Source organism: Microbacterium sp. NPDC089190 (genome assembly GCF_040701795.1).
Lineage (GTDB): Bacteria > Actinomycetota > Actinomycetes > Actinomycetales > Microbacteriaceae > Microbacterium > Microbacterium galbum.
This window is the reverse complement of sequence record NZ_JBFBHF010000002.1, coordinates 686304-709555: the sequence shown is the minus strand read 5'-3', so window position 1 is coordinate 709555 and position 23252 is coordinate 686304. Positions and strand designations below refer to the sequence as shown.

27 protein-coding genes are annotated in these 23252 nt (G+C 70.6%); 15 read left to right on the top strand and 12 right to left on the bottom strand.

Going from position 1 to position 23252, the window contains the following annotated elements; all coding sequences use genetic code 11:
- The first annotated feature begins 19 nt into the window (after nucleotides 1-19).
- A complete protein-coding gene (locus AB0230_RS09335; protein ID WP_315995144.1) occupies nucleotides 20-202 on the top strand; it encodes a hypothetical protein in 183 nt (60 codons plus the stop codon).
- Between the two features lie 250 nt (nucleotides 203-452).
- Entirely contained in the window at nucleotides 453-1955 is a 1503-nt protein-coding gene (locus tag AB0230_RS09330) for an MFS transporter (protein WP_315995143.1), read from the top strand.
- A gap of 23 nt (nucleotides 1956-1978) precedes the next feature.
- Here AB0230_RS09330 and AB0230_RS09325 read toward each other — a convergent pair whose 3' ends face one another.
- The 4 genes from AB0230_RS09325 to AB0230_RS09310 all read right to left on the bottom strand — a co-directional run bounded on the left by AB0230_RS09325 (nucleotide 1979) and on the right by AB0230_RS09310 (nucleotide 4115).
- Nucleotides 1979-2536, bottom strand: coding sequence for a nucleoside phosphorylase (locus tag AB0230_RS09325; RefSeq protein ID WP_315995142.1), 558 nt, complete (start codon nucleotides 2534-2536; stop codon nucleotides 1979-1981).
- A 95-nt stretch (nucleotides 2537-2631) separates the two neighbouring features.
- Entirely contained in the window at nucleotides 2632-3576 is a 945-nt protein-coding gene (locus AB0230_RS09320; RefSeq protein WP_366375337.1) for an aldo/keto reductase, read from the bottom strand.
- A gap of 204 nt (nucleotides 3577-3780) precedes the next feature.
- Complete coding sequence (locus tag AB0230_RS09315; protein WP_167494236.1) at nucleotides 3781-3921, bottom strand: hypothetical protein; 141 nt, start codon at nucleotides 3919-3921, stop codon at nucleotides 3781-3783.
- The gene (locus AB0230_RS09310) at nucleotides 3918-4115 is read right to left on the bottom strand and encodes a hypothetical protein (RefSeq protein ID WP_366375335.1); all 198 of its coding nucleotides are present in this window, start codon (nucleotides 4113-4115) and stop codon (nucleotides 3918-3920) included. The genes AB0230_RS09315 and AB0230_RS09310 overlap by 4 nt, the downstream gene beginning before the upstream one ends.
- A gap of 91 nt (nucleotides 4116-4206) precedes the next feature.
- On the opposite strand from AB0230_RS09310, the gene AB0230_RS09305 reads away from it, so the two are divergent.
- Nucleotides 4207-4704 (top strand): DUF427 domain-containing protein, encoded by a 498-nt coding sequence (locus tag AB0230_RS09305; protein ID WP_363390858.1) that lies wholly within the window; start codon nucleotides 4207-4209, stop codon nucleotides 4702-4704.
- Nucleotides 4705-4728: 24 nt separating this feature from the next.
- Here AB0230_RS09305 and AB0230_RS09300 read toward each other — a convergent pair whose 3' ends face one another.
- Complete coding sequence (locus AB0230_RS09300) at nucleotides 4729-6789, bottom strand: NAD(+) synthase (RefSeq protein ID WP_366375333.1); 2061 nt, start codon at nucleotides 6787-6789, stop codon at nucleotides 4729-4731.
- A gap of 109 nt (nucleotides 6790-6898) precedes the next feature.
- On the opposite strand from AB0230_RS09300, the gene AB0230_RS09295 reads away from it, so the two are divergent.
- On the top strand, nucleotides 6899-10441 hold the full coding sequence (locus AB0230_RS09295) for a TM0106 family RecB-like putative nuclease (RefSeq protein ID WP_366375331.1): 3543 nt from the start codon (nucleotides 6899-6901) through the stop codon (nucleotides 10439-10441).
- Between the two features lie 99 nt (nucleotides 10442-10540).
- Here the strand turns inward: AB0230_RS09295 and upp are convergent, their stop codons facing one another.
- Nucleotides 10541-11173: a uracil phosphoribosyltransferase gene (gene upp, locus AB0230_RS09290; RefSeq protein ID WP_076677423.1), complete on the bottom strand. Its 633-nt coding sequence runs from the start codon at nucleotides 11171-11173 to the stop codon at nucleotides 10541-10543.
- Nucleotides 11174-11260: 87 nt separating this feature from the next.
- Here upp and tadA point away from each other — a divergent pair, with 87 nt between their 5' ends.
- Nucleotides 11261-11692, top strand: coding sequence for a tRNA adenosine(34) deaminase TadA (gene tadA, locus AB0230_RS09285; RefSeq protein WP_366375489.1), 432 nt, complete (start codon nucleotides 11261-11263; stop codon nucleotides 11690-11692).
- A 22-nt stretch (nucleotides 11693-11714) separates the two neighbouring features.
- Here tadA and AB0230_RS09280 read toward each other — a convergent pair whose 3' ends face one another.
- Together AB0230_RS09280 and AB0230_RS09275 are read right to left on the bottom strand one after the other, a co-directional pair.
- Nucleotides 11715-12644 (bottom strand): LLM class F420-dependent oxidoreductase, encoded by a 930-nt coding sequence (locus tag AB0230_RS09280; RefSeq protein WP_363390849.1) that lies wholly within the window; start codon nucleotides 12642-12644, stop codon nucleotides 11715-11717.
- A gap of 30 nt (nucleotides 12645-12674) precedes the next feature.
- Nucleotides 12675-13787: an alpha/beta hydrolase gene (locus AB0230_RS09275; RefSeq protein WP_363390846.1), complete on the bottom strand. Its 1113-nt coding sequence runs from the start codon at nucleotides 13785-13787 to the stop codon at nucleotides 12675-12677.
- Between the two features lie 121 nt (nucleotides 13788-13908).
- On the opposite strand from AB0230_RS09275, the gene proC reads away from it, so the two are divergent.
- Nucleotides 13909-14754 (top strand): pyrroline-5-carboxylate reductase, encoded by an 846-nt coding sequence (gene proC, locus AB0230_RS09270; protein WP_366375328.1) that lies wholly within the window; start codon nucleotides 13909-13911, stop codon nucleotides 14752-14754.
- 1 nt (nucleotide 14755) lies between these two features.
- On the top strand, nucleotides 14756-15043 hold the full coding sequence (locus AB0230_RS09265) for a DUF1905 domain-containing protein (protein ID WP_366375326.1): 288 nt from the start codon (nucleotides 14756-14758) through the stop codon (nucleotides 15041-15043).
- Between the two features lie 143 nt (nucleotides 15044-15186).
- Here AB0230_RS09265 and AB0230_RS09260 read toward each other — a convergent pair whose 3' ends face one another.
- Nucleotides 15187-15858: a TrkA family potassium uptake protein gene (locus tag AB0230_RS09260; RefSeq protein ID WP_056224009.1), complete on the bottom strand. Its 672-nt coding sequence runs from the start codon at nucleotides 15856-15858 to the stop codon at nucleotides 15187-15189.
- Nucleotides 15851-17293, bottom strand: coding sequence for a potassium transporter TrkG (locus AB0230_RS09255; RefSeq protein WP_315995132.1), 1443 nt, complete (start codon nucleotides 17291-17293; stop codon nucleotides 15851-15853). The genes AB0230_RS09260 and AB0230_RS09255 overlap by 8 nt, the downstream gene beginning before the upstream one ends.
- A 68-nt stretch (nucleotides 17294-17361) precedes the next feature.
- On the opposite strand from AB0230_RS09255, the gene AB0230_RS09250 reads away from it, so the two are divergent.
- The 6 genes from AB0230_RS09250 (at nucleotide 17362) to AB0230_RS09225 (ending at nucleotide 19296) form a co-directional block, all read left to right on the top strand.
- Nucleotides 17362-17757 (top strand): metalloregulator ArsR/SmtB family transcription factor, encoded by a 396-nt coding sequence (locus AB0230_RS09250; protein ID WP_315995131.1) that lies wholly within the window; start codon nucleotides 17362-17364, stop codon nucleotides 17755-17757.
- Between the two features lie 136 nt (nucleotides 17758-17893).
- Nucleotides 17894-18085, top strand: coding sequence for a helix-turn-helix domain-containing protein (locus AB0230_RS09245; RefSeq protein WP_076677409.1), 192 nt, complete (start codon nucleotides 17894-17896; stop codon nucleotides 18083-18085).
- Between the two features lie 83 nt (nucleotides 18086-18168).
- Nucleotides 18169-18267 carry an AURKAIP1/COX24 domain-containing protein gene (locus AB0230_RS09240; protein WP_003792170.1) on the top strand — a complete coding sequence of 33 codons (99 nt, stop codon included), beginning with the start codon at nucleotides 18169-18171 and terminating at the stop codon, nucleotides 18265-18267.
- A gap of 117 nt (nucleotides 18268-18384) precedes the next feature.
- The gene (locus AB0230_RS09235; protein ID WP_315995130.1) at nucleotides 18385-18678 is read left to right on the top strand and encodes a rhodanese-like domain-containing protein; all 294 of its coding nucleotides are present in this window, start codon (nucleotides 18385-18387) and stop codon (nucleotides 18676-18678) included.
- 40 nt (nucleotides 18679-18718) lie between these two features.
- Nucleotides 18719-18997, top strand: coding sequence for a glutaredoxin family protein (locus AB0230_RS09230; protein WP_315995129.1), 279 nt, complete (start codon nucleotides 18719-18721; stop codon nucleotides 18995-18997).
- A complete protein-coding gene (locus AB0230_RS09225) occupies nucleotides 18994-19296 on the top strand; it encodes a Dabb family protein (protein ID WP_366375323.1) in 303 nt (100 codons plus the stop codon). Before AB0230_RS09230 ends, AB0230_RS09225 begins: the two co-directional genes overlap by 4 nt.
- A gap of 39 nt (nucleotides 19297-19335) precedes the next feature.
- Here the strand turns inward: AB0230_RS09225 and AB0230_RS09220 are convergent, their stop codons facing one another.
- Complete coding sequence (locus AB0230_RS09220) at nucleotides 19336-20400, bottom strand: ABC transporter ATP-binding protein (protein ID WP_366375321.1); 1065 nt, start codon at nucleotides 20398-20400, stop codon at nucleotides 19336-19338.
- Between the two features lie 73 nt (nucleotides 20401-20473).
- Nucleotides 20474-21814: an aspartate--tRNA(Asn) ligase gene (aspS, locus tag AB0230_RS09215; RefSeq protein WP_315995126.1), complete on the bottom strand. Its 1341-nt coding sequence runs from the start codon at nucleotides 21812-21814 to the stop codon at nucleotides 20474-20476.
- A gap of 15 nt (nucleotides 21815-21829) precedes the next feature.
- Between aspS and AB0230_RS09210 the strand changes: the two genes are divergently transcribed.
- The gene (locus tag AB0230_RS09210; protein ID WP_363390828.1) at nucleotides 21830-22384 is read left to right on the top strand and encodes a DUF6264 family protein; all 555 of its coding nucleotides are present in this window, start codon (nucleotides 21830-21832) and stop codon (nucleotides 22382-22384) included.
- 100 nt (nucleotides 22385-22484) lie between these two features.
- The gene (locus tag AB0230_RS09205; RefSeq protein ID WP_366375319.1) at nucleotides 22485-23186 is read left to right on the top strand and encodes a DedA family protein; all 702 of its coding nucleotides are present in this window, start codon (nucleotides 22485-22487) and stop codon (nucleotides 23184-23186) included.
- Nucleotides 23187-23252: the final 66 nt, after the last annotated feature.

The window sequence follows — 23252 nt, the reverse complement described above, 5'->3', positions numbered from 1 at the left end:
GCCCGTCTAGGCTGATCGCATGCGCAAGAGCACCCTCTGGACCGTTCTCGGGGTCATCGCGGCCGTGATCATCGCCTGGGTCGTCGTGAACGTGCTGTTCTCGCTCATCGCCTTCGTCTTCCGCCTCGTCGCCGTCGCGATCGTCGCGCTCATCGTGTTCCTCGTGCTGCGTGCCGTCTTCGCGCGCCGCGACGTGGACTGACCGACGGAGCGCTGCGTCGGCGACCCGCTCCTGTGCCGCAACGGGGGCGACCGATACAGTGATGCGCCGGCGGCGCGCCCGTGCGCCATGTCGACGGGCGGTCGGCGATCGGTCCCGCAGGGGTGACGTTCCGCCGCGACAGCACCGGTCGGCGATGAGTCCCGCGCGCCGACGATCCGCTGCGTAGCGGTCGGTCGGGCCGACGCAAGCCCGTCCGTGGTGTCGGAGGTCGGGAGTAGCGTCCCCCTCGATGTCCGAGAAGTCGCCCGCCCCCGCAGAGACCGCCCACCCCGCCACCCGCGACATCGCGCTGTCGCCGAAGCATCGCTGGAGGGCCTACTGGGTCGCGGTCGCCGTGGCGGCGCTCACCATCCTCGACCTCACGAAGGTCAACGTCGCTCTTCCGTCGATCGAGGCAGCTCTGAACGCCGGCCCCACCGAGCTGCAGCTCGTCGTCTCGGGCTACATCCTCACCTTCGGGCTCGTCCTGGTGCCGGCGGGGCGTCTGGGCGACATCCGCTCGCGCCGCGTGCTCTTCCTCGTGGGCTTGTCGCTGTTCCTGGTCACGAGCCTGGCCTGCGCGCTCGCTCCGAACACCACGGTGCTGCTCGTCGCCCGTCTGCTGCAGGGCGTGGCCGCCGGCATCCAGATGCCGCAGGTGCTCGGGTTGGTGCAGCAGCTGTTCCAGGGCAAGGAGCGCGGGCGCGCCTTCGGTCTCTTCGGAGCCACGATCGGTATCGCCACCGCCTTCGGTCCGACGCTCGGTGGTCTGCTCATCGCGCTGGGCGGCGACACCGACGGGTGGCGGCTGATCTTCTGGATCAACATCCCCCTGGTCGCCGTCGTCATCGCCCTCGCGGCGTGGCTGCTGCCGAACACGCGCGAGAAATCGCGGCGCCGCCTCGACCTCGACCCCGTCGGCGTCCTGCTGTTCGCGCTGACGATCCTGGCGCTCATGTGGCCGTTCCTGTTCACGACGGGCAGCCCCGACGACGATCCCAACCGGTGGTGGTTGCTCGTGGCATCCGTCGTCTTCGCCGCGGCCTTCGTCTTCTGGGAGCGCCGCTATGCGGATCGGGGGCGGATGCCGCTCATGCCGTTCTCGATCTTCTCGCTGTCGTCGTACCGCAACGGCGTGCTGATCTCGACCGCGTACTTCTCGGCCGTGCCGGCGATGTTCCTGCTCGGCACGCTCTTCCTGCAGGGCGGTCTGGGACTCGCGCCGGTCTTCGCCGGCATGGTCACGATCGGGTTCGCGGTCGCGTCGGCGGCGAGTTCATGGGTCGGCGGGAACCTCGTGACCCGGCTCGGACGTCCGCTCGTGGTGTGGGGCATCCTCGGCATGGTGGTGACCGCCGGCGGGCTCGTGCTCGTCGCCCTGTTCACCGCGCCCGAATGGACGCCGTGGGCGATGGCCGCCGTGATGGTGTTCGGCGGTTTCGCCGGGGGCCTGGTGATCTCCCCCAATCAGACCCTCACCCTGGCCGACATCCCCGTCCGCAGTGGTGGGGTCGCGGGATCCGTCGGTCAGCTCGGCCAGCGCATCGGCACGGCGGTGGGCACGGCGATCGCCCTCGCCCTCTTCTACGCCACGGTGTACCGCGAGCAGGGCAGCGTCGACGACACCGTCGTGCTGTACCACGACGCCTACGCGTCGGGAATGATCACCGTCGGCATCTTCCTCGGGCTGGCGCTCATCGTCGGCGTGGCAGACCTCGCCGGCCGCGCGCGGTCGGGGTCTCAGACGCCCTGAGCCGCGGCCTCTGCCGTTGCGGGTCAGACGCCGTAGCGGGAGCGGATCTCCGCGCGCAGGTCGTGGCTGCAGCGCTCGACCACGTCATCCCACAGTTCGGTCGCGCCGTCCTGCGCGCGGTCGGACACGGCGCGCAGGATGCGGATGGGCACACCGAACTGCTGGGCGACCCAGATCAGCGCGTACGACTCCATGTCGACCAGACTCGCCCCCAGCTCGCGGATGAGCCGCACGGTGTCGGCGTCGTCGACGAAATGGTCGCCCGTGGCGATGACGAGGCCCTCGTGGCCCGTTTCGACCCGCGTCGGCAGCGAGACGTGCTCGCCGAAGGTGCCGTCCAGCCCTTTCACGTCGTGCTGGATCGCGCCGGCGAGGTCGTAGATCCCGCCCTCGACCTCGTCGTCGATCGCGCCGGCCGTTCCGACGACCACGATCTCCTCGTACTCGCCCGTCGACAGCGCACGCGTCAACGCGTACGCGGCCGGGATCTTGCCCACTCCGGTGAGCAGGCGTTCGAAGCCGGGGAGGTCGTCCTCGAAGGCGACGAGTTCGGATGCGTGGGCGGCGACCAGGAGTTTCACCCTCTCATTCTCGCCGGAATCGGCGGAGGAGAACGGATGCCGAGAACAGGGGCCGAGCGTGCCCGTGTCCCGCCGAGCGGAACACGGGCACGAACTCAGCTCTGGGCCGCGTCCGACGCGTCCGTGAGGCGCGAGATCTCATCCGGGGTCAGCTCCAGGGAGGCGCTGGCCAGCAGGTCGGCGACCTGCGAGACCTTCGACGCGCTCGCGATGGGGGCGGCGACCGTCGGCTGCGCGCGCAGCCACGCGAGGGCCGTCGACGCGATCGACGCCTCGTGGGCACGACCCACCTCATCGAGGGCGTCGATCAGGGCGAGTCCGGCCGCGGTGGCCAGCTTCGCGGCGCCCTCTGCCCGGGGCGAGTCGCCCGCGGCATCCGCGCTGCGGTACTTGCCCGTGAGGAAGCCGCTGGCCAGGGCGTAGTACGGCACGAGCGACATGCCGTACCGCTCGGCGACGGGGACGATGTCGCGCTCGACCTCGGTGCGGTGCACGAGGTTGTAGTGCGGCTGCACGGCGACGGGGAGGTCGGCGCCGGCGGCCTCGGCGAGCGAGATCCACTCGCGGATCCGGGCGGCGGAGTAGTTCGACACGGCGACGTAGCGCACCAGACCGTCGGTGACCAGGTCGGCGAAGGCCGCGACGGTCTCCTCGAGGGGCGTCTGCTCGTCGTCGAAGTGCGCGTAGTACAGGTCGATGGTGTCGACACCGAGGCGACCGAGCGAGGCCTCGGCGGCGGCGCGCACGTTCTTGGCGGACAGGCCGCGGAAATCGGGGTGCTGGCTGACCTTCGTCGCCACCACGACGTTCTCCGGCTTGCGCGAGGCCAGCCACTCGCCGATCAGCGTCTCGCTCTCGCCACCCGCGTTGCCCGGAACCCAGGCGCTGTAAGCGTCGGCGGTGTCGATGAAGTTGCCTCCACCGGCGTGGAACGCGTCGAGCACCTCGAACGAGGTGTCGCGGTCGGCGGTCCAGCCGAAGACGTTGCCGCCGAGCGAGAGGGGGAGGATGTCGAGGTCGCTGCGTCCGATGCGCGTCATGATGCCCTTTCTGCAGAGGTCGAGTGACCTCGAGGACAACCGCGCGCTGTCGTGGGCATTCCCGGGACGCGCGCTCGCGCGTGTCTCGGGTCCACGCGCTCGCGTGTCTCGGCCTCGCGCCGGCGCGCGTTCCGCCGCGCGCGCGTTCTGATCACGCGCGCGTGATCGCGCAACTCTCGCGGGCGTTCCCCGCGGCGCGCCGGGTCAGCTTCCGCCGGACAGGATGCCGATGAGTCCGCTGACGAGCAGCCACAGGCCGATGCCGGCTCCGGCGATCCAGATCACGACCGTCCCGGCGGGGTACTTCTTCTTGCCGTCGCCGGCGGGGCCCTCGGGCGCGCTCACGAGCGCACCATCATGACGATCGAGACGACGAGCACGGCGAGACCTCCGATGACGGCGATGGCGGCGATGATCGGCCCGCCCCCGGTGACGAACGCGGCCACGCCGAGGGCGAGGAACAGCACGGCCAGGACGATGCCGACGATCTGATACACCCGGTACCGCCGGCTGACGTTCGACGTCTTCTGATCGCTCACGCTGTCCCCCTTCCCCCCAGGCTACCGAAAAGCTGTGGTTCTCCTGAGCCGATCGGGCCCACCCCCGTCCGTCCCGGCGTAGCGTATGCGCATGGCGCGCCCCGTTCCCGATCCCGTCCGCCCCGGCCAGGAGTCCGTGTGGGACTACCCGCGGCCGCCCCGCGTCGAACGGGTGAGGAAGCGCGCGCAGATCGACTTCGGCGGCGTGCGCATCGTCGACACCGACGACGTGGTGCGCGTGCTGGAGACCAGCCACCCTCCGGTCTACTACCTGCCCATCGCGGCTTTCGGCGACGCGCTGACGCTCGGTGAGGGAGCGTCGTTCTGCGAGTTCAAGGGCGGTGCGCGCTACTTCGACGTCCACGGCGGCGGGGGAGCGGTCGCCGTGCGCGCGGCCTGGAACTACCCGCATCCGATGCCCGGGTACGAGATCCTCGACGATCGCGTCGCCGTCTACGCCGGGGAGATGGACCGGTGCGTCCTCGGAGGGGAGGTCGTCGAGCCGCAGCCGGGCGGATTCTACGGCGGCTGGGTGACGAGCGACCTCGCCGGCCCGTTCAAGGGCGTGCCGGGATCGATGGGCTGGTAGCCCGGCTCCTCGTCCGTCGCGCGGTCAGTCGCGCGCGAAAGCCTGCGGCACGGCCGCGTGCAGATCGGCCAGCCACGCGCGGGCGTTGCCGTCGGACGGGGCGCGCCAGTCTCCGCGCGGCGACAGCGATCCCGCAGGCGAGACCTTCGGCCCGTTCGGGATGGCGGTGCGCTTGAACTGCGCGAACCCGAAGAAGCGGGAGAGGAAGACCTCGAGCCACTTCGCCACGGTGACGAGGTCGTACGACGGCCGCTCGCCTTCGGGGTAGCCGGGCGGCCAGGCTCCGGCATCCGGATCCGACCAGGCGTGCGCCGCGAGGAAGGCGATCTTCGAGGGTCGGAAACCGAAGCGCAGCACGTGGTAGAGCGTGAAGTCGTGCAGGTTGTACGGGCCGATGCGGTCTTCGGTCGACTGCATGCGTCCGTCTTGACCCGCGGGGACGAGTTCGGGGCTGATCTCGGTGTCGAGCACAGCCTGCAGCACGGTGACCGTCTCGGCGCTCAGCTCGCCCGAGCCGATGACCCAGCGGATGACGTGCTGGATGAGCGTCTTCGGCACCCCCGGGTTCACCGAGTAGTGGCTCATCTGGTCGCCGACGCCGTAGGTCGACCATCCGAGCGCGATCTCGGAGAGGTCGCCGGTGCCCACGACGATGCCGCCGTTCATGTTGGCGAGGCGGAAGAGGTAGTCGGTGCGCAGGCCGGCCTGCACGTTCTCGAAAGTCACGTCGTGCACCGGTTCGCCCGCGGCGAAGGGGTGGCCCATGCGGGAGAGCATCTCGGATGCCGCGGGACGGATGTCGATCTCCTTGATCGTCGCTCCGACAGCCTCGGCGAGGGCGATCGCGTTCCTCTTCGTCTTGTCGCTGGTCGCGAATCCCGGGAGGGTGTACGCGAGGATGTCGCTGCGCGGGCGCCCCATACGGTCCATGGCACGGGCGATGACGAGCAGGGCGTGGGTGGAATCCAGTCCACCGCTCACTCCGAGCACGGGACGGGGCCGGCCGATCGCCTCGAGACGCTGAACCAGGCCCGACACCTGGATGTTGAACGCCTCGTAGCAGTCCTGGGCGAGGCGGTCGGGGTCGTCGGGGACGAACGGGAAACGGTCGAGCGCGCGCCGCAGCCCGACGTCGGTCGCGGGCGGCGCCAGCTCGAACGAGACCGTGCGGAACACCGGGTTGACGGTGCGCCGATTGTCGTCGAAGGTTCCCTGCCGCAGGCGGTCCTGGCGGAGGCGGTCGAGGTCCACGTCGGCGACGCTGCGACGGGGACCGTCGGGGAAGCGTTCGGTCGTGGCCAGCAGCTGCCCGCCCTCGTGGATCATCGTCTGGCCGTCCCACGACACGTCGTTCGTCGACTCGCCCTGCCCCGCCGCCGCGTAGACGTAGGCGGCGAGACAGCGCAGCGACTGCGACTGGGACAGGAGCGTGCGATCGTCGGCCCGGCCGATCGTGATGGGGCTGCCGGAGAGGTTGGCGAGCACCGTCGCCCCGGCCAGAGCCGCACCCGATGACGGGGGTACGGGGACCCAGACGTCTTCGCACACCTCGGCGTGCAGGATGAGGCCCGGCACGTCGACCGCTTCGAAGAGGAGGTCGGGGCCGAACGGGGCGCTGCGGCCGGCCACCGTGATGACCTGACCCGCTTGATCGTCGCCCCGGGCGTACCAGCGGTGCTCGTAGAACTCGCGGTAGGTCGGCAGGTACGCCTTCGGGGCCACCCCGAGCACGCGCCCGCGGTGGACCACCACGGCGCAGTTGAAGAGGCGGTTTCCGTGGCGCAGCGGTGCCCCGACCAGCAGCACCGGAAGGAGGTCGGCCGAGGCGGTGATCAGCCGGTCGAGGGCCGCCTCGACGGCGTCGAGCAGCGGATCCTGCATGACGAGGTCGTCGATCGCGTATCCGGTGATGCAGAGCTCGGGGAAGACGGCGACGGCGACGCCTTCGTCGTGACAGGCGCGAGCGGACGTCAGCACGGCGTCGACGTTGGTGGCGGGGTCCGCCACCGCGACGGGGACGGTGCAGGCGGCGACGCGCGCGAACCCGTGCCGGTAGACGCTCTCGAACGGCAGATCGGTGATCACCCGACCAGTCTGTCAGGCCCGTCCGACAGCGCGACGGCGGATGTGCGCGACGGGCACCCTGTGGATGCCGTGAACCCGATGTCGGAGGTCGCGATTAGCGTGGAACACCATGCGGTACATCGAGCAGGACGATCGGGTCGTCTGGAGCGCCAGCGACCTCAAGGCGGCGGCGGAATGCGAGTTCGCCTGGCTCCGAGCGATCGACGCGAAGCTCGGACGGGTCGCCCCCGTCGACGATCCCGAAGACGCCACCCTGGAGCGTGCCGCTCGTCTCGGCACCGCCCACGAGCTGCGCGTCCTCGACGACTACCGCGCGCGGTTAGGCGACGCGGTACGTGAGATCCCCGCCGCCCGTTCGTCCGACGCCGAGGCCCTCGCCGAGGCGGTGCGCCTCACGGACGACGCCCTCGCCGATCCCGCCGTCGAGGTCGTCTATCAGGCCGCGTTCTCGACGGCCGAGTTCGTCGGCTTCGCCGACTTTCTCGTGCGCGCCGACGAAGCGGATGCCGACGGCATCCGTCCCTGGATCGTGCAAGACACGAAGCTCGCACGTCGGGCGCGTGTCACCGCGCTCATGCAGCTCGCGGCCTACGTCGACCAGCTCGATCGGCTCGGCGTACGGAGGTCCGATGACGTGCAGCTGCTCCTCGGCGACGGCACGACCAGCACGCATCGGGTCGACGACCTGTTGCCGGTCTTCGCGTTGCGCCGTGCGCGTCTGCGCGCCCTGATCGCCGATCGCGATGTCGCGCGAGGGGCCGCGGGCGAGGCGATCGCCTGGGGCGACGGTCGGGGTGCCCTCGACGTCGTGGCGTGCGGCCGCTGCGCGACCTGCGAACTCGAGGTGGTCGCGCACCGCGACCTGCTGCTCGTGGCGGGCATGCGACCGGTGCAGCGCGAGCGGCTTCGCGCCGCCGGCATTCGAACGATCGACGAGCTGGCCGCAGGCGCGCAGGCTCCGACCTCGATGAGCGCCGACACGTTCGCCTCGCTGCGGACACAGGCGCGACTGCAGCTCGAGAGCCCCGCGGGCGTGCCCAGCGCCGAGGTCCCCGCCCACGCCGTACCGACGTTCGAGGTCGTCGCGCCCAAATCGCTCGGCGTGCTGCCCCGGCCCGATCACGGCGACCTGTTCTTCGACTTCGAGGGCGACCCGCTCTACACCGAGGGCACCGGCGAGCATTGGGGCATCGACTACCTCTTCGGCTGGGTCGACAGCCGAGAGACCTACGGCGCCCTGTGGGCGCACACGTTCGCCGAGGAACGCGCCGCCCTCGAACGGTTCCTCGACATGGTCGCTCTGCGTCGTCAGCAATACCCGGGGATGCACATCTACCACTACGCCCCCTACGAGCCGACGCATCTGCTCACCATGGCGGCCCGCTACGGCGTGCGCGAGGCCGACGTCGACCGGCTCCTGCGCGACGGGGTGTTCGTCGACCTCTACCCGGTGGTCCGGCGCGCCTTGCGCGTGGGGTCGCGGTCCTACTCCATCAAGAAGCTCGAACCGCTCTACATGGGCGACGAGGTGCGCACGAGCGACGTCCAGCGCGGCGACGACTCCATCGTCAAGTACGTCGAAGCGCGGGCCCTGGCCGCCGACGGCGACGCCGCGGGCGCCCGACGCGTGCTCGACGACCTCGCCGACTACAACCGCTACGACTGCGTCTCCACCCGGCGCCTGCGCGACTGGCTGGTCGATCGGGCGCGCGAGTCGGGAGCCGTCCCCTCGCGCAGTGCCGAGCCTGACGAGCAGGCGTACGAGCCGTCGCCGCGCGCGACGGCGCTGCAGAGGTGGGCTGCCGATGCCGCGGAGCCCGACGCCACCGCCCTGCGGCTCGCAGCCGCCGCGATCGACTACTACCCGCGCGAAGAGAAGACCTACTGGGCCACGCACTTCCTGCGCCTGCGCGAGCCGCTGTCGGTGTGGGAGGAGACGCGCGACGTGATCGTCGTCGACGCGGCGCGCTCCCGGGTGCGGACCGACTGGCACATCTCCGAGTCGGGACGCGGGTCCGAGCGGCGTCTGGTCGAGCTGCGCGGCGAGCTGGCTCCCGGTACCCGGGTGAGCCCGGATGCCGAACCCTTCGCCGTCTACGACCTCCCCGCGCCGTTCCCCCTCGAGACGCGCCCCCGCTGGATCCACGGTGCGCGCCGCGTGACGGTGCGCGAGGTGCTTGACGACGGCGTGGTGATCGAGGAGATCGCGGCCGACGGTGTCACCTGGGACGATCTGCCGCTCGCCCTCACTCCTCCCGCCCCGCCGCGGGCCGGCAACCAGCAGAAGGCGATCGACGCGTGGGCCGATGCGGTGCTCGCCGCCGCGCCGAGTATCCCCGACGGCCCCGCGGCCGACATCCTGCGCCGCATCCCCCCGCGCACCCGGTCCGGCGCACTTGCCCCCGTGACCGCCATCGCGGGCGCTGCCGGCGACGACGAGGTCGCGGCGATCGCCCGCAGCGTCGCCGACCTCGACCACAGCTACCTCGCGGTGCAGGGACCCCCGGGCACCGGCAAGACGTACGTCGGGTCGCACGTCATCGCGCGGCTGGTGGCCGAGCGCGGCTTCCGTGTGGGCGTGGTGGCGCAGTCTCACGCCACCATCGAGCACATGCTCGACCGGGTCATCGCGGCGAGTGTGCCGGCGTCCCGGGTCGGCAAGGCGCCGAAAGACCCCGGCGCCGCGCACGCGTTCACGGTGCTGCCCAAGAACGGCGTCGCGGCCTTCACCGGCGAGAACGCGGCGCACGGATTCGTCGTGGGCGGCACCGCCTGGGACTTCAGTCACGAGGCGCGCATTCCCCGCGGCAGCCTCGACCTCCTCGTCATCGATGAAGCGGGTCAGTTCTCGCTGGCTTCGACCATCGCCGTCTCCCTCGCCGCGACCCGTCTGCTCCTTCTGGGCGATCCGCAGCAGCTCCCGCAGGTCAGCCAGGGCACGCACCCCGAGCCCGTCGACACGTCGGCGCTGGGGTGGATCATCGACGGGGCCGAGGTCGTGCCCCCCGAACTGGGGTACTTCCTCGCGCGCACCCGCCGTATGCACCCCGCGGTCGCGGAGCCGGTGTCGCGCCTGTCGTACGAGGGTCGCCTCGCGGCGCACCCGTCCACGGCGCTCCGATACCTCGACGGCATCGCCCCGGGCGTGCACGTACGTCCGGTGCCGCACCGGGGCAACGCCACGGCATCGCCGGAGGAAGCCGATGAGGTCGTGCGCATCGTCGCCGATCTGGTCGGTCGCGAGTGGACGGGGGCCGAGGGCGGGGCCGGAGATTCCGCGACGGTGGAACCTCCTCGTGCACTGCGCGCCGACGACATCATCGTCATCACCCCGTACAACGCGCAGCAGGTCGCCGTCGAGGAAGCGCTGGCCGCGGCGGGCTACGGCGACGTCCCCGTCGGGACAGTCGACAGGTTCCAAGGGAAGGAGGCGGTGGTCGCGATCCTCACCCTGGCGGCGTCATCGGGCCGGGACGCCCCGCGCGGGCTCGAGTTCCTGCTGCTGCGCAACCGCATCAACGTCGCCATCTCGCGCGCGATGCAGGCGGCGTACGTCATCTCGTCGCCTGCTCTGCTCGACGACCTGCCCCGCACGCCCGAGGGCGTCGCACGCCTCAGCGCGTTCGCGCGTCTGGTCGGCGCCGACGCCTGACGTCGAGGGGCGGCGTCGGGCCGTGGGGGACCGACGGGAGCCCGCCGCAGTGCGTTCGCGCGTCCGGTGGGCGCCGACGCCTGACCTCGACGGGCTCCGTCAGGCCGTGCCGTACAGGCGGTCGCCCGCGTCACCGAGTCCGGGCACGATGTACCCCTTCTCGTTGAGGCGCTCGTCGACGGCGCCCAGGACCAGGGTCACGTCGTGCCCCTCGACCTGCTTCTCGATCGCCGCGACACCCTCCGGGGCGCCGAGCAGGCAGATCGCCGTGACGTCTTGCGCTCCGCGGGCGAAGAGGAACTTGATGGCGGCGCCGAGCGACCCGCCCGTCGCGAGCATCGGGTCGAGCACGAAGCACTGACGGTCGCTCAGGTCGTCGGGCAGACGCTCGGCGTACGTCGTGGGCTCGAAGGTCTCCTCGTCGCGCACCATCCCCAGGAAGCCGACCTCGGCGGTGGGGAGGAGCTTGACCATGCCCTCGAGCATGCCGAGACCCGCGCGCAGGATCGGCACGACGATCGGGCGCGGCTCGCTGATCTTCACCCCCATCGTGGTGGTGACGGGCGTCTGGATCTCGATGGGGTCGACGCGGACGTTCCGGGTCGCCTCGTACGCGAGGAGCGTGACGAGCTCCTCGGTGAGCTGCCGGAACACCGGCGACGACGTCTGCACGTCACGCAGCACCGTGAGCTTGTGGGTGATGAGGGGGTGGTCGGCGACGTGGACACGCATAGGCTCAAGGCTAACCGCTTCCCCCGCGCGCCTCAGCCCTCGTTTTCCGGAGCCCCCGTGACGCCCACCGATCGCGACCTCGCCGCGATGCGTCGAGCCTTCGCCCTCGCGGACGACGCGCAGGGCGACGGCGACGTCCCGGTGGGCGCCGTGGTCCTCGATGCGGACGGCACCGTCATCGGTGAGGGCCGCAACCTCCGCGAGGTCACGAACGATCCCACGGCGCACGCCGAGATCGTGGCCCTGCGCGAAGCGGCATCCCGGATCGGGTCCTGGCACCTCGCCGGCTGCACGCTCGTGGTGACGCTGGAGCCCTGCGTCATGTGCGCCGGGGCGATCCTGCAGGCGCGCGTGCCCCGCGTCGTGTTCGGATCGTGGGATGCCAAGGCGGGCGCCGCGGGATCCATGTACGACGTTCTGCGCGACCGGCGCCTGCCGCATCGTGTCGAGGTGGTCGGCGGGGTCGAGGAGGAGCGGGCGGCCGCGCAGCTGCGCTCCTTCTTCGCGGGCCGCCGCTGAGCGTTCCCGCGCCCGACGGCCGTCAGCGGGGCAGGAGGGGCAGCACCTCGGCGCCGACGAGGTCGGCGTGCTCGATGTCGCGCAGGTCCATGAGCTGGAAGTAGACGCGCTCCGCGCCGAGCGCGCGCAGCCGTTCGACCTTCTCGGCGATCTGCGCGGGGGTGCCGATGAGGTTGGCGCCGTTGTCGAACTGCTCCCGCGATTGGCCGACGGCTTCGGCGCGACGCGAGATCTCGGCGTCGTCGCGCCCGACGATGGTGGGCAGGGCCACCGACAGCTTCAGCGAGGCGGGATCGCGGTCGATCGCCTCGCACGCCGCGCGAACGACGGTGAACTTCTCGGCGACGACGTCCTCGGCGACGAAACCGATGTTGAACTCGGTCGCATAGCGAGCCGCGAGCGCGGGAGTGCGCTTCGGTCCTCCGCCCCCGACGATCACGGGGACCTGCGGCTGGACGGGCTTCGGCAGGGCGGGCGCCTCGTCGAGCCGGTAGTGCACGCCCTCGAAGCTGAAGGTCTCGGCATCCGGGGTCTGCCACAGGCCCGTGACGACCTGGAGCTGTTCCTCGAGCAGGTCGAACCGCTTCGCGGGGAACGGGATGCCGTAAGCCGCGTGCTCCCGCTCGAACCAGCCCGTGCCGAGGCCGAGCTCGGCACGACCGCCCGACATCGCGTCGACCTGGGCGACCTGGATCGCCAGGATCGAGGGGACGCGGTAGGTGACCGACGAGACGAGGGTTCCGAGGCGGATGCGAGAGGTCTCCCGGGCGAGGCCGGCGAGCGTCGTCCACGCGTCGGTGGGGCCGGGGCGCGGGTCGCCCTCGCCCATGCGGAGGTAGTGGTCGGACCGGAAGAAGCCGTCGAGACCGTGGCGCTCGGCCGACTGCGCGAAGGCGAGTTGGTCGTCGTAGCTGAAGCCCTGCTGGGGCTCGGTGAACAGGCAGTACTCCACGAGGGTCTCCGGGGGGTCGAGGGGGGGAGGTCAGTCGGCCGAACGCAGGATGATGGCCTCGGTGGGCGGCGCCGGGTCGGCGGGGCGGCCCACGTAACCGATGTGGGTGAGCAGGGCGCGGCGGAACTGCGCCGGACGCTCGAGGTGCACCGAGTGCCCCGCACCCTCGACCGGGACCTCGGTCACCTCCCCGCCTTTCTCGGCATAGGCCGCGAGCACGTCGCGGGTCTGCGAGACCATCGGCTGGGCCGGTGCGACGTCGGCGCCCGGCCATCCCGGAACGACGCCGAGGGCGCCGAGGTGGTTGAGATCGTAGAACGACGCGTCCGAGACGATCGCGTCGGCGGTGCCGTAGATCCAGAGGATGGGCGGCTTGGGGTCGAGGTCGACGATCCCCGAGACGTCGAAGTACTTCGGCGCCAGGGTGTTCAGCACGCCCGTGGTCCCCGGGGCGAATCCCGGCCACGTCGCGGTGGTCACGGCATCCCCGGGGTAGTTGCCACCGGCGGTCGAGGTGGTGAGCATCGACTCGACCCACACGTCCTCGTGCTCGCTCGTGTAGCCCGGGGCGACGTAGCCGGAGCGGAACACCGAGCGCGGAGACGTGGGTGCGTCGGCCGTGGTGTCGTGATCGATGAGACGCTGCACGAAGTCCGGGTTCGCACCGCCCGCGCCGGTACCCGCGTCGTCATCCGTGAGGCGCGTGCCGTCGCGTCGCGTGCCACCGAACCCGAAGGGCGACACGGGGGACTGCAGTGTGAGCGATCGCACCGGGTGATCGAGCGCGTACTGCATCACGACGCCCCCGCCCATCGACCACCCCACGAGGTGGGCCTCGGGGATGCCGAGCGCCTGCATGGTCTCGAAGAGGTCGTCACTGAAATCGCGGACGCCGCGGGTGGCGTCGATCGGGGTGTGCTCGGTGCGTCCGAACCCGCGGAGATCGACCGCGAGCACCCGCAGGTCGCTCGGCAGGTCCTGCATGATCTCCTGCCAGAACAGCGACGACGACACATTGCCGTGCACGAAGACGACGGTGTGATCCGGTGTCGTCGCCGGGTCGTCGCCGACCCGTTCGAGCACGTTGACACCCAGCCGGTCGGTCTCGACCAGGCGTGCGCTGATGCCGTCGAAGAGAGTCATGCAGGTCCTCCGTGTCGCTCGCCGGTGCCCCGGTACACCGGCTTCCGATGCTAACGCCCGCCCCTTTCGGTCGCACTCAGGCTTGCCCCGCGCGACGGGGCTGCTTCGTAGACTGGGCTTCATGACGGATGCCACCAGCTCGCTGCCCCCGATCGCGATTCTCGGCGCCGGTTCGATGGGCGGTGCGATCCTCCGCGGACTCGTCGCCGCGGGACTCGCCGACGGGGGAGTGACCGCCACCAACCGCTCCATCGCCAAGGCCGCGGAGCTCGCCGAGCTCGACGGCGTGACGAGTGTTGCTCTCGAGGCCAACCCCCGGGGCAACACCGAGGCGGTCGCGCAGGCCGACATCGTGCTCGTCGGCGTCAAGCCCGCCATGGTGCCCGATCTGCTCGACGAGATCGCGCCGCACCTGCGGCCCGGGGCGATCGTGGTGAGCCTGGCCGCGGGAGTGACCCTCGCCACCTTCGCTCACCACCTCGGCGAGGAGGTCGCGACCCTGCGGTCGATGCCGAACACCCCGTCGCTCGTCGGCAAGGGCGTGACGGGCTTGGCGGCGGGACCCGCGGCATCCGCCGACGACGTCGCCGTCGTCCGAGCGCTCTTCGAGACCGTCGGCGCGGTGCTGGAGGTACCCGAGGCGCAGATCGACGCGCTCTCCACGATCTCGGGTTCGGGCCCGGCGTACGTCTTCCTGCTGGTGGAGGAGTTCACCAAGGCCGCCATACGCATGGGCTTCGACGACGACCAGGCCCGGCTGCTGGCCGAGCAGACCTTCATCGGCGCGACGACGCTCCTGGACGCCTCCGACGTCGACCCCGCCGAGCTGCGCCGCCGGGTCACGAGCCCCAAGGGCACCACCGAGCGCGCGGTCGCCGTCCTGCAGGCGGCGCACCTCGACGACACGTTCACCCGGGGCGCCGAGGCGGCCCTGGCGCGGGCGAGAGAGCTCGCCGCCGGAAGCTGACATGCGCCTGCGCTTCCCCGGCACGATCTGGTACTGGCGCGGCCCCGCGCCGTACCACTTCGTCACCGTGCCGCCGCGGGAGGCGGCCATGATCGCCGAGGTCTCGCGGGTGGTCACGTACGGCTGGGGCATGATCCCGGCCTCCGTCACCGTCGGCTCCACGCGCGTCGCGACGGCCCTCTGGCCGAAGGACGGCGGTTACGTGGTCCCGATCAAGAAGGCGCTCCAGGATGCCGAGGGGCTCGGCGTCGACGACGAGATCGAGGTCGTGCTCGACATCGACGCGTGACGGGTCTCCCCGCGGCGACCGCTCGCGCAAGGGGCGAAAGCCCCCGGGCGGGGAGAGCGTCGAGCGCTCGCAGGGTGCCCGTCCGGGGCCGCCGCGCGGCAGGGTCGCGTCAGCGCGGACGCAGGGCGCGCCGCGGCGCCGTGTCAGCGATCGAGGGAGGCGAAGCGCTCGATGTCGCTGTTCGTGCCCGAGACGATGATGAGGTCGTGATTGGTGACCACCGTGTTCGCCTCGGCGTAGCGGAAGGGGCGTCCGGGGCTTTTCACTCCGACCACCGTGACGTTGTACTTGCTGCGGACGCCCGACTCGTTCAGCCCCACGCCGCGCACGAGCTTCGGCGGGTACATCTTGGCCAGCACGAAGTCGTCGTCGAAGCGGATGAAGTCGAGCATGCGCCCGCTCACGAGGTGGGCGACGCGCTCTCCGGCCTCGGCCTCGGGGTAGATGACGTGGTTCGCGCCGACGCGGGCGAGGATCTTGCCGTGCGACTGCGACACCGCCTTCGCCCAGATCTGCGGCACCTTGAGGTCGACGAGATTGGCGGTGATGAGCACCGAGGCCTCGATCAGCGACCCGACGGCGACGACCGCGACCTGGAAGTCCTGCGCGCCGATCTGGCGGAGCGCGTCGATGTTGCGGGCGTCGGCCTGGACGGCGTGGGTGACGCGCTCCGACCACTTCTGCACGAGCTCGAGGTTGCCGTCGACGGCGAGCACCTCGCGGTCGAGGCGGTCGAGCTCGCCCGCGCAGGCCGCCCCGAAGCGCCCGAGCCCGATGACCAGGACGGGGGCGTCACTGCGGATGCGTTCAACCAACGATGGGCCTTTCCACGGGGAGCGCGTACAACTGCGACCTCGACGATGCCGCCACGGCCGCGGCGAGAGTCACTGTACCAATGCGCCCCATGAACATCGTGGCCGCCATCACGTAGACGGCCGGGTCGGAGAGCTCGGCGGTGAGTCCGGTCGAGAGCCCCACGGTCGCGAACCCCGAGACGACATCGAACAGCACATGCTCGATGGGCGCGTCGGTGATGCGACTGATGGTCACCGTCGAGACCGCGACGATCGTCGCTCCCCAGGCGACCACCGAGAGGGCGACGCGCTGCACATCACTGGGGATGCGGCGGCCGAACGCCTGCACCGACGGGCGGCCCTTCGCCTCGGAGAAGACCGCGAGGGCGAGCACGGCGAGGGTGGTGACCTTGATGCCGCCGGCGGTGGATGCCGAACCCCCGCCGACGAACATGAGCATGGATCCGACGATCAGCGTCGCCCCGTTGAGGTCGCCGATGTCGATGACGCTGAAGCCGCCGGAGCGCGTCATGGCCGAGAGGAAGAAGGCCTGGAACGTGGTGTCCCACGCATCCATGCTCCCGAATGTGAGGGGGTTGTCGTATTCCAGCAGGAGAATGACGCCGGCTCCCACGAAGAAGAGCACCACCGTGGTGATGATCGTCAGCTTCGCGTGCAGCGACCACAGGCGGAATTTCCAGTAGTGCCGCCACAGCGTGAAGATGACGGGGAACCCGATCGACCCGAGGAACACCCCCGCCATCAGCACGGTCAGCAGGAAGTAGTCCTGCGCGAACGGGGTCAGCCCGTCCGCGTTCGGAATGAAGCCGGTGTTGGTGAACGCCATGGCCGCGTAGTACGGCGCCTCCCACAGGGCGACCAGGGGATGGATGCCGCCGATGATCAACGAGGGGTAGATCAGCACCGTGAGGACCGCCTCGATCACGAGGGTCGACAGGGCCACCGTCCGCAGCAGCTGACCGACCTCTCCCAGGCGCACGGTCTGGCCTTCGTTGACCGGGCCGCCGTGGGCGCGCAGCGGATTGCTGTCTCCGGCGGCGATGAGCTTCGCCCGCAGTCCCAGGCGCTTCGAGATGACGAGTCCGAGGATGGATGCCAGCGTCAGCACGCCGAGGGCGCCCACGTTGACGCCGATGTACGTGATGACACGGCCGAGCGGCGACAGGTCCGAGTACATGTTGATCGTCGACAGACCCGTGACGCAGATCGTCGACACCGCGGTGAAGAGGGCATCGGCGAGGGGGATGCGCTGGCCCGTCGCGGAAGCGGCGGGGAGGGAGAAGAGCGCCGTGAAGAGGGCGATGAGAGTCGCGAAGACGAGGACGGCGAAACGGGCCGGGGATGCTGTCGTGAGATTGCGCAGACGATCCCATGCCTCGTAGGCGATGCGCCGCGCGCGCACCGGCAGTCGCGCCTCATTCGGCGTCGCCGCCATGCGCCGCTCCCTCCGATACCCGAACCCGAATCATGGTACTCGGGCCGGGGCGCGGCTAATCTGATGCCATGGCGGACATCTTCGACGTGATCGCTGACGGAACGCGTCGCGACATCCTTCAGCTGCTCCTCGACCGCGCGACCGGCGGTGAGCGGGGCACGAGCGTCTCCCAGATCGTGGCGGCGCTCGGGGTGAGCCAGCCGACGGTGTCGAAGCACCTGAAGGTGCTGCGCGAGGCCGAGCTGGTGTCCGTGCGCGAGGAGGGGCAGCACCGCTACTACAGCCTCGCCGTTGCTCCGCTCGACGAGGTCGATGATTGGCTGGTGCCCTTCTTCTCCATCGAAGAGGACAACGAACCGGCCCTGCCGGAGTCCGCCGTGCACGCCGCCGAGGTCGTCGGCCGGGCCGCGGCATCCGTCAAGCACTCTTTCTCGACGGCGTTGCGAAAACTCCCCGGCCGGTGAGCATCCGGATGCCGCTGTGCGGCGTCCACACAGCACATCCGTCACAGAGGGCCCACAGGTTTACAGCCGTCGCGCGCAGACCCTAGAGTGTGCTCAGCATCAGGAGGGTGAGTTCACCCGGAACGAGGGGTGAGCGATGGCCGAGCTGCCGGACGTGCGGTTTCTGACGGTCGCCGAGGTCGCCGAGCTGATGCGCGTGTCCAAGATGACGGTCTACCGTCTCGTGCACGCCGGCGAACTGCCGGCGGTGCGGTTCGGACGCAGCTACCGCGTGCCGGAATCGGCCGTCGTCGAGGCTGTGCAGCGACCGGTGTCCGACGTCGGCTAGACTGATCCGAGGCTTTTTTCCGAACGCCTAGTGTTCCCGGGCGCCGACATCGGCACCCAGACCCCGACTTAGTGAGGTTTTCCGTGGGTTCTGTCATCAAGAAGCGCCGTAAGCGCATGGCGAAGAAGAAGCACCGCAAGCTGCTTCGCAAGACTCGTCACCAGCGCCGCAACAAGAAGTAACGCGGCCACCACACCGAGCGCCTGTCCGATGCGACGGGCGCTTCGTGTATCCGTGCACGTTCCGCCTACCGGCGCGGCGTCTCCGCGCCCGCTCGTTCCGTCTCCATGGAGGAAAGCATGCAGTCCATCTCGGTCCACGACCTGCACGCGGGGCGCGAGCGTCCCCTCATCGACGTGCGCGAGGAGCACGAGTTCGCCGCGGGCCACGTGCCCGGCGCCGTCAACATGCCGATGTCGAGCATCGGCGAGCACCTCGACGAACTCCCGGGCGAGCCGTTCGATGTGATCTGCCAGGCCGGCGGACGCTCGGCGCGTGTCGTCGAGGCCCTGTCGGCGCGCGGTCACGACGCGACGAACGTCGAGGGCGGCACGGGCGACTGGATCGCCGCCGGCTACGACGTCGAGGCCTAGCCTTCGTCTCCCGTCCGTCCGCGCCTCCTAGGATGGAGGCGTGACGACCCTCACGCTGATCGGCAAGCCCGAGTGCCATCTGTGCGACGTGGCGGAGCAGATCGTCGAGAGCGTCGTCGACGGCCTCCCCGCCGAGGTGGCGGACCGCGTCGAGATCGAGCACGCGTCGATCGCCGATGATCCCGCACTCTTCGCCACGTGGTGGGAGAAGATCCCGGTCGTCCTCATCGACGGCGACCTGCACGCGCATTGGCGCGTGTCGGCCGACCGTCTCCGTGCCGCGCTGCTGGCGGCAGACCCTGAAGGAGCCTCGTCGTGAGCATCCGTCACATCGTCCTGTGGAAGCTCGCGGCGGACGACGCCGACACCCGTGCGCTGCACGCCGAGCAGATCTCGGAGCGCCTGATGGCCCTTCGCGAGGTCATCGACGACATCGTGCACATCGAGGTCGGGCGCAACGTGGCCAACCCGCAGTCCAACTGGGATGTCGCGCTGGTCAGCGAGTTCGCCGACGTGGATGCGCTGGAGCGCTACCAGGTGCACCCGGCCCACCAGGAGGTCGCGGGCTTCGTCCGTTCGGTGGTCGCCGAGCGGTCCTGCGTCGACTACCCGTTCTGAGGGGTCGCCGCGGACCGGCGGTGACGCCGTCGGCTGCCGTCATTCGAGCGGGCGCACCGTCGCCGGGACGGCTGCGAGGGCGATGCGCACCGCATCACGGTCGTCGACGCGCTGATCGGGCGCATGTTCCACGACGACGCGGCTGCCGTCGCGGGTGAGCACGGTCGAACGCCGCACGCTGCCCAGGAACGTCGTCTCCTCCACGACGGCGTCCATCCCCGGAACGTCGGGGCCGACCAGCAGCACGTTCTCGGGCCGCACGACGACCTCGCAGTGTCCGTCGTGCGCGGAGCCGGCGAGCGGGAGCTCCTGCCCCCAGACCTCGACGACCACTCCCTCGACGATCCCGGGCACCGCGCTCACCGGACCGAGGACCTCCGCGACCGCCGCGTCAGCGACGCGCGCGTAGACCTCGTCGGGGCTGCCCGACGCCACGATGCGTCCGGCATCCATCACGACGAGGTGGTCGGCGACCGCGGCCCCCTCAGTGGTGTCGCGCGTCGCCCAGAGCGTGGTGACACCGCGCTCGCGGAGCTCCCGGACGAGACGGTCGCGCGTCTCGGCGCGAGCACTCGTGTGCAGAGCAGCGAGGGCGTCGTCGAGCACGAGGGCCCGGGGCCGCGAGGCCAGCGCGCGGGCCACCGCCCAGCGCTGACGGTCGCCGTGCGAGAGACGGTGCACGCTCTTGTGGCCCGTCGAGAGGCCGACCAGGTCGCAGAGACGGTCGGCCTCGGCATCCGGGTCGATCACGCCCGCCTGCCGGGCTGCGGCCACGATCGCCGCGCGGGCGCGGCCGAAGCGGGCGACGGGGGTGCGATCCCGCACCTCCGCGACGCGGGGCGCCGCAGCGCCCACCCGTCCCTCGATCGTCACCGTCCCGGCGTCGGGTCGCTCGGCTCCGCCGACGAGCCGCAGCAGTGTGGAGGCTCCGCAGCCCGAGGGGCCGACCAGCCCGACGATGCGGCCCGGGGCGACATCGAGGTCGACGTCGTCCAGGACGACGGTGCCCGCGCGCTCGCGACGCACGCCGTCGAGCACGATGGTCCAGCCCGTCGGGCGCGACGCGCCTCCCGATGGGGAATCGAGCGGAGTGATGGCGACCATGACCCGACGCTAGAGACCCCGGATGACACGACGACGCCCGGGGGGTGAACCCCGGGCGTCGTCAGGTCGAAACTTACGGGGCCAGACGCGTCGGTCCGCGGAAGAGGTAGGTGACCTCGCGGATCGAGGACTCACCGAGCAGCAGCATCAGCACGCGGGCGAGGCCCATTCCGAAGCCACCGTGCGGCGGGGCGCCGAAGCGGAAGAAGTCCAGGTAGAAGTCGAGGTGCTCGGGGTCGAGCCCCTTCTCCTTCGCCTGCTCGATGAGCACCTCGACGCGGTGCTCGCGCTGCGCGCCCGTGGTGATCTCGACGCCGTTGAACAGCAGGTCGTACGACTTGGTGAGTCCGGTCTCCTCGTCGCGCATGTGGTAGAAAGCGCGGATCGCGGGGTGGTAGTCGGTGATGAACACGAACTGGTGACCGTAGGTCTCCTGCACGTGCGCCGCGATCTGACGCTCGCCCTCCGGGTCGAGGTCGCCGTCGGTGCGGGGGATGTCGTAGCCGCGCGCGGCGACGATCTCGCGGGCCTCGGCGAGCGGGATGCGCGGGAACGGCAGGGTGGGCACCTGCACCTCGACGCCGAACAGCTCCTGGATCTCCGCGCCGTGCTTGTCGGCGACGGCCTGGAAGGCGGTCTGCAGGAGCTCCTCCTGCATGCGGGCGACATCTTCGTGCGAGTCGATCCAGCTGATCTCGGCGTCGATCGAGGTGAACTCGGTCGCGTGACGGCTCGTGAACGAGGGGTCGGCGCGGAAGGCCGGCGCGATCTCGAAGATCTTGCCGAAGCCGGCGACCTGGGCCATCTGCTTGAAGAACTGCGGGCTCTGCGCGAGGTAGGCCGTCTTGTCCTCGAAGTAGGGAACCTCGAACAGCTCCGCGTTGGACTCCGAAGGGGATGCCATGAGCTTGGGCGAGTGCACCTCGATGTAATCGCGCTCCACCCAGTACGTGCGCATGGCGTGCTCGAGCGTCGTCTGCACGCGGAAGATGAGGTTGTTGCGACGCTGACGCAGGTCGATGAAGCGGTAGTCCATGCGCTTGTCGGGGCTGCTGTCGGCGGCGATCGGGGTCTCGGGGTTCGCCGCGGCCGCGATCACGAGCTCGCCGACCTTGATCTCGACGCCGCCGAGCTTGACACGCTCGTCGTGCTTGAGCTCCCCGCGCACCGTCAGGAAGGTGCCGGTCGCGAGGGCGCCGATCGTCTCGGTCAGGGCGAGGGCGGCGGCATCCTGGTCCGCGGCGTCCTCCGTCGGGCGGGTCGCCGGGTTGACCAGCTGTACGGCGCCCGTCTCGTCGCGGAGGACGACGAACTGCACCTTCTTCTGATCGCGTACGGTTTCGACCCATCCCGACACCTCGACGGGGCCGGCGGGGAGGGACTTCAGCTGGTTGACCAGGACGCGTTCGCTCACGATCGACCAGTCTACGTGCGGGTGGTGGCGGCCCCCACCCGCCGTCCTCGCGCCTCGTCGCCCGGTGTCGCGGGACGTGGGCCCCGTGCGGCGGGCGGAAGAGACGCCGCTCGTCGCTCGTCGAGGCCCGGGCGGGCGCGAACCCTCGGATTCCGACGCGGCATCCCTATGATGGCGCTCGTGACGTTCTCCCTCCCCCCGGAGTCGTTCCGGACGCTGCGTCCGGAACCACGGGGGCGTGCCCCCCGGCCGTGGGACGTCGCGACGACCATCGTTCTGCTGGTGCTCCTGCCCCTCCTGGCGCTCGCGGCCTCCTACGCGGGTGTCGTCCTCGCCTCCGCCGCGCGCGTCTGCGGAGCGCAGGCGTGCGACGCCGGTCTGATGAACCTCGGGTTCTGGATCGCCGTCATCGCGCCGTGGGTGATCCTCGTGGTCGGGCTCGTCGTGGCGATCATCCGTCTCGTACGGCATCGCCTGGCGTTCTGGGTGCCGCTGGTCGCGATCCTCTCGATGGTCGCCGTGTGGTTCATCGCCGCGGCGCTCGTGGGTGCCGGGCTCACGGCATCCTGAACCGCTCCGGGGCAACCCCCAGCAACGGCGCCTGACCGGCCCGTAACCTGACCCTTGGGCGCCCGCACGGGCGGCTGATCACCGAGCGCGAAGGCACCCGATGACCGACGTCACCCTCTCCCTGTCTCCCTCCCTCTCTCCGGTGCGCGCCGGGTCGGGCTCGACGGAGGGCCAGTCGTGGCTGACCTCGCTGGCCGACTGGACCGTGTCGCTCATGGAGGTCATCGGCCCCGTCGGCGCCGGTGTCGCGATCGCCCTCGAGAACCTCTTCCCGCCGTTGCCCAGCGAGGTCGTGCTGCCCATGGCCGGGCTCACCGCGAGCCGCGGCTCGTTCACGCTCTTCGAGGCGCTGCTGTGGACCACGCTCGGATCCGTGGTGGGCGCCTTCGCGCTCTACGGGCTCGGGCGGTGGCTGGGCGCGGGGCGTCTGCGTGCGTTCGCCGCGAAGATGCCGTTGCTGCACCCCGAAGACGTCGATCGCACGGTCGCCTGGTTCGAGAGGCACGGGGGGAAGGCGGTGTTCTTCGGGCGCATGATCCCGATCTTCCGCAGCCTCATCAGCATCCCCGCGGGAGTCGCGAAGATGCCGCTCTGGCGCTTCGGGCTCCTCACCGGCGCGGGCAGCCTCATCTGGAACACGATCTTCGTGCTCGCCGGGTACCTGCTCGGCGAGAACTGGCACATCGTGGAGGAGTACGCGTCGATCCTGCAGTACATCGTGATCGCGGCGGTCGGCATCGGTGTCGCGTGGTTCCTGTACTCGCGCGTGCGCTCGCTGCTCGCCGCGCGCAAAGACGCCTGACCCGGCGGGATATCTCCACGTCGAGGCAACCGGCATCCGGACTCAGTCAGACCACAGAACCCGCGC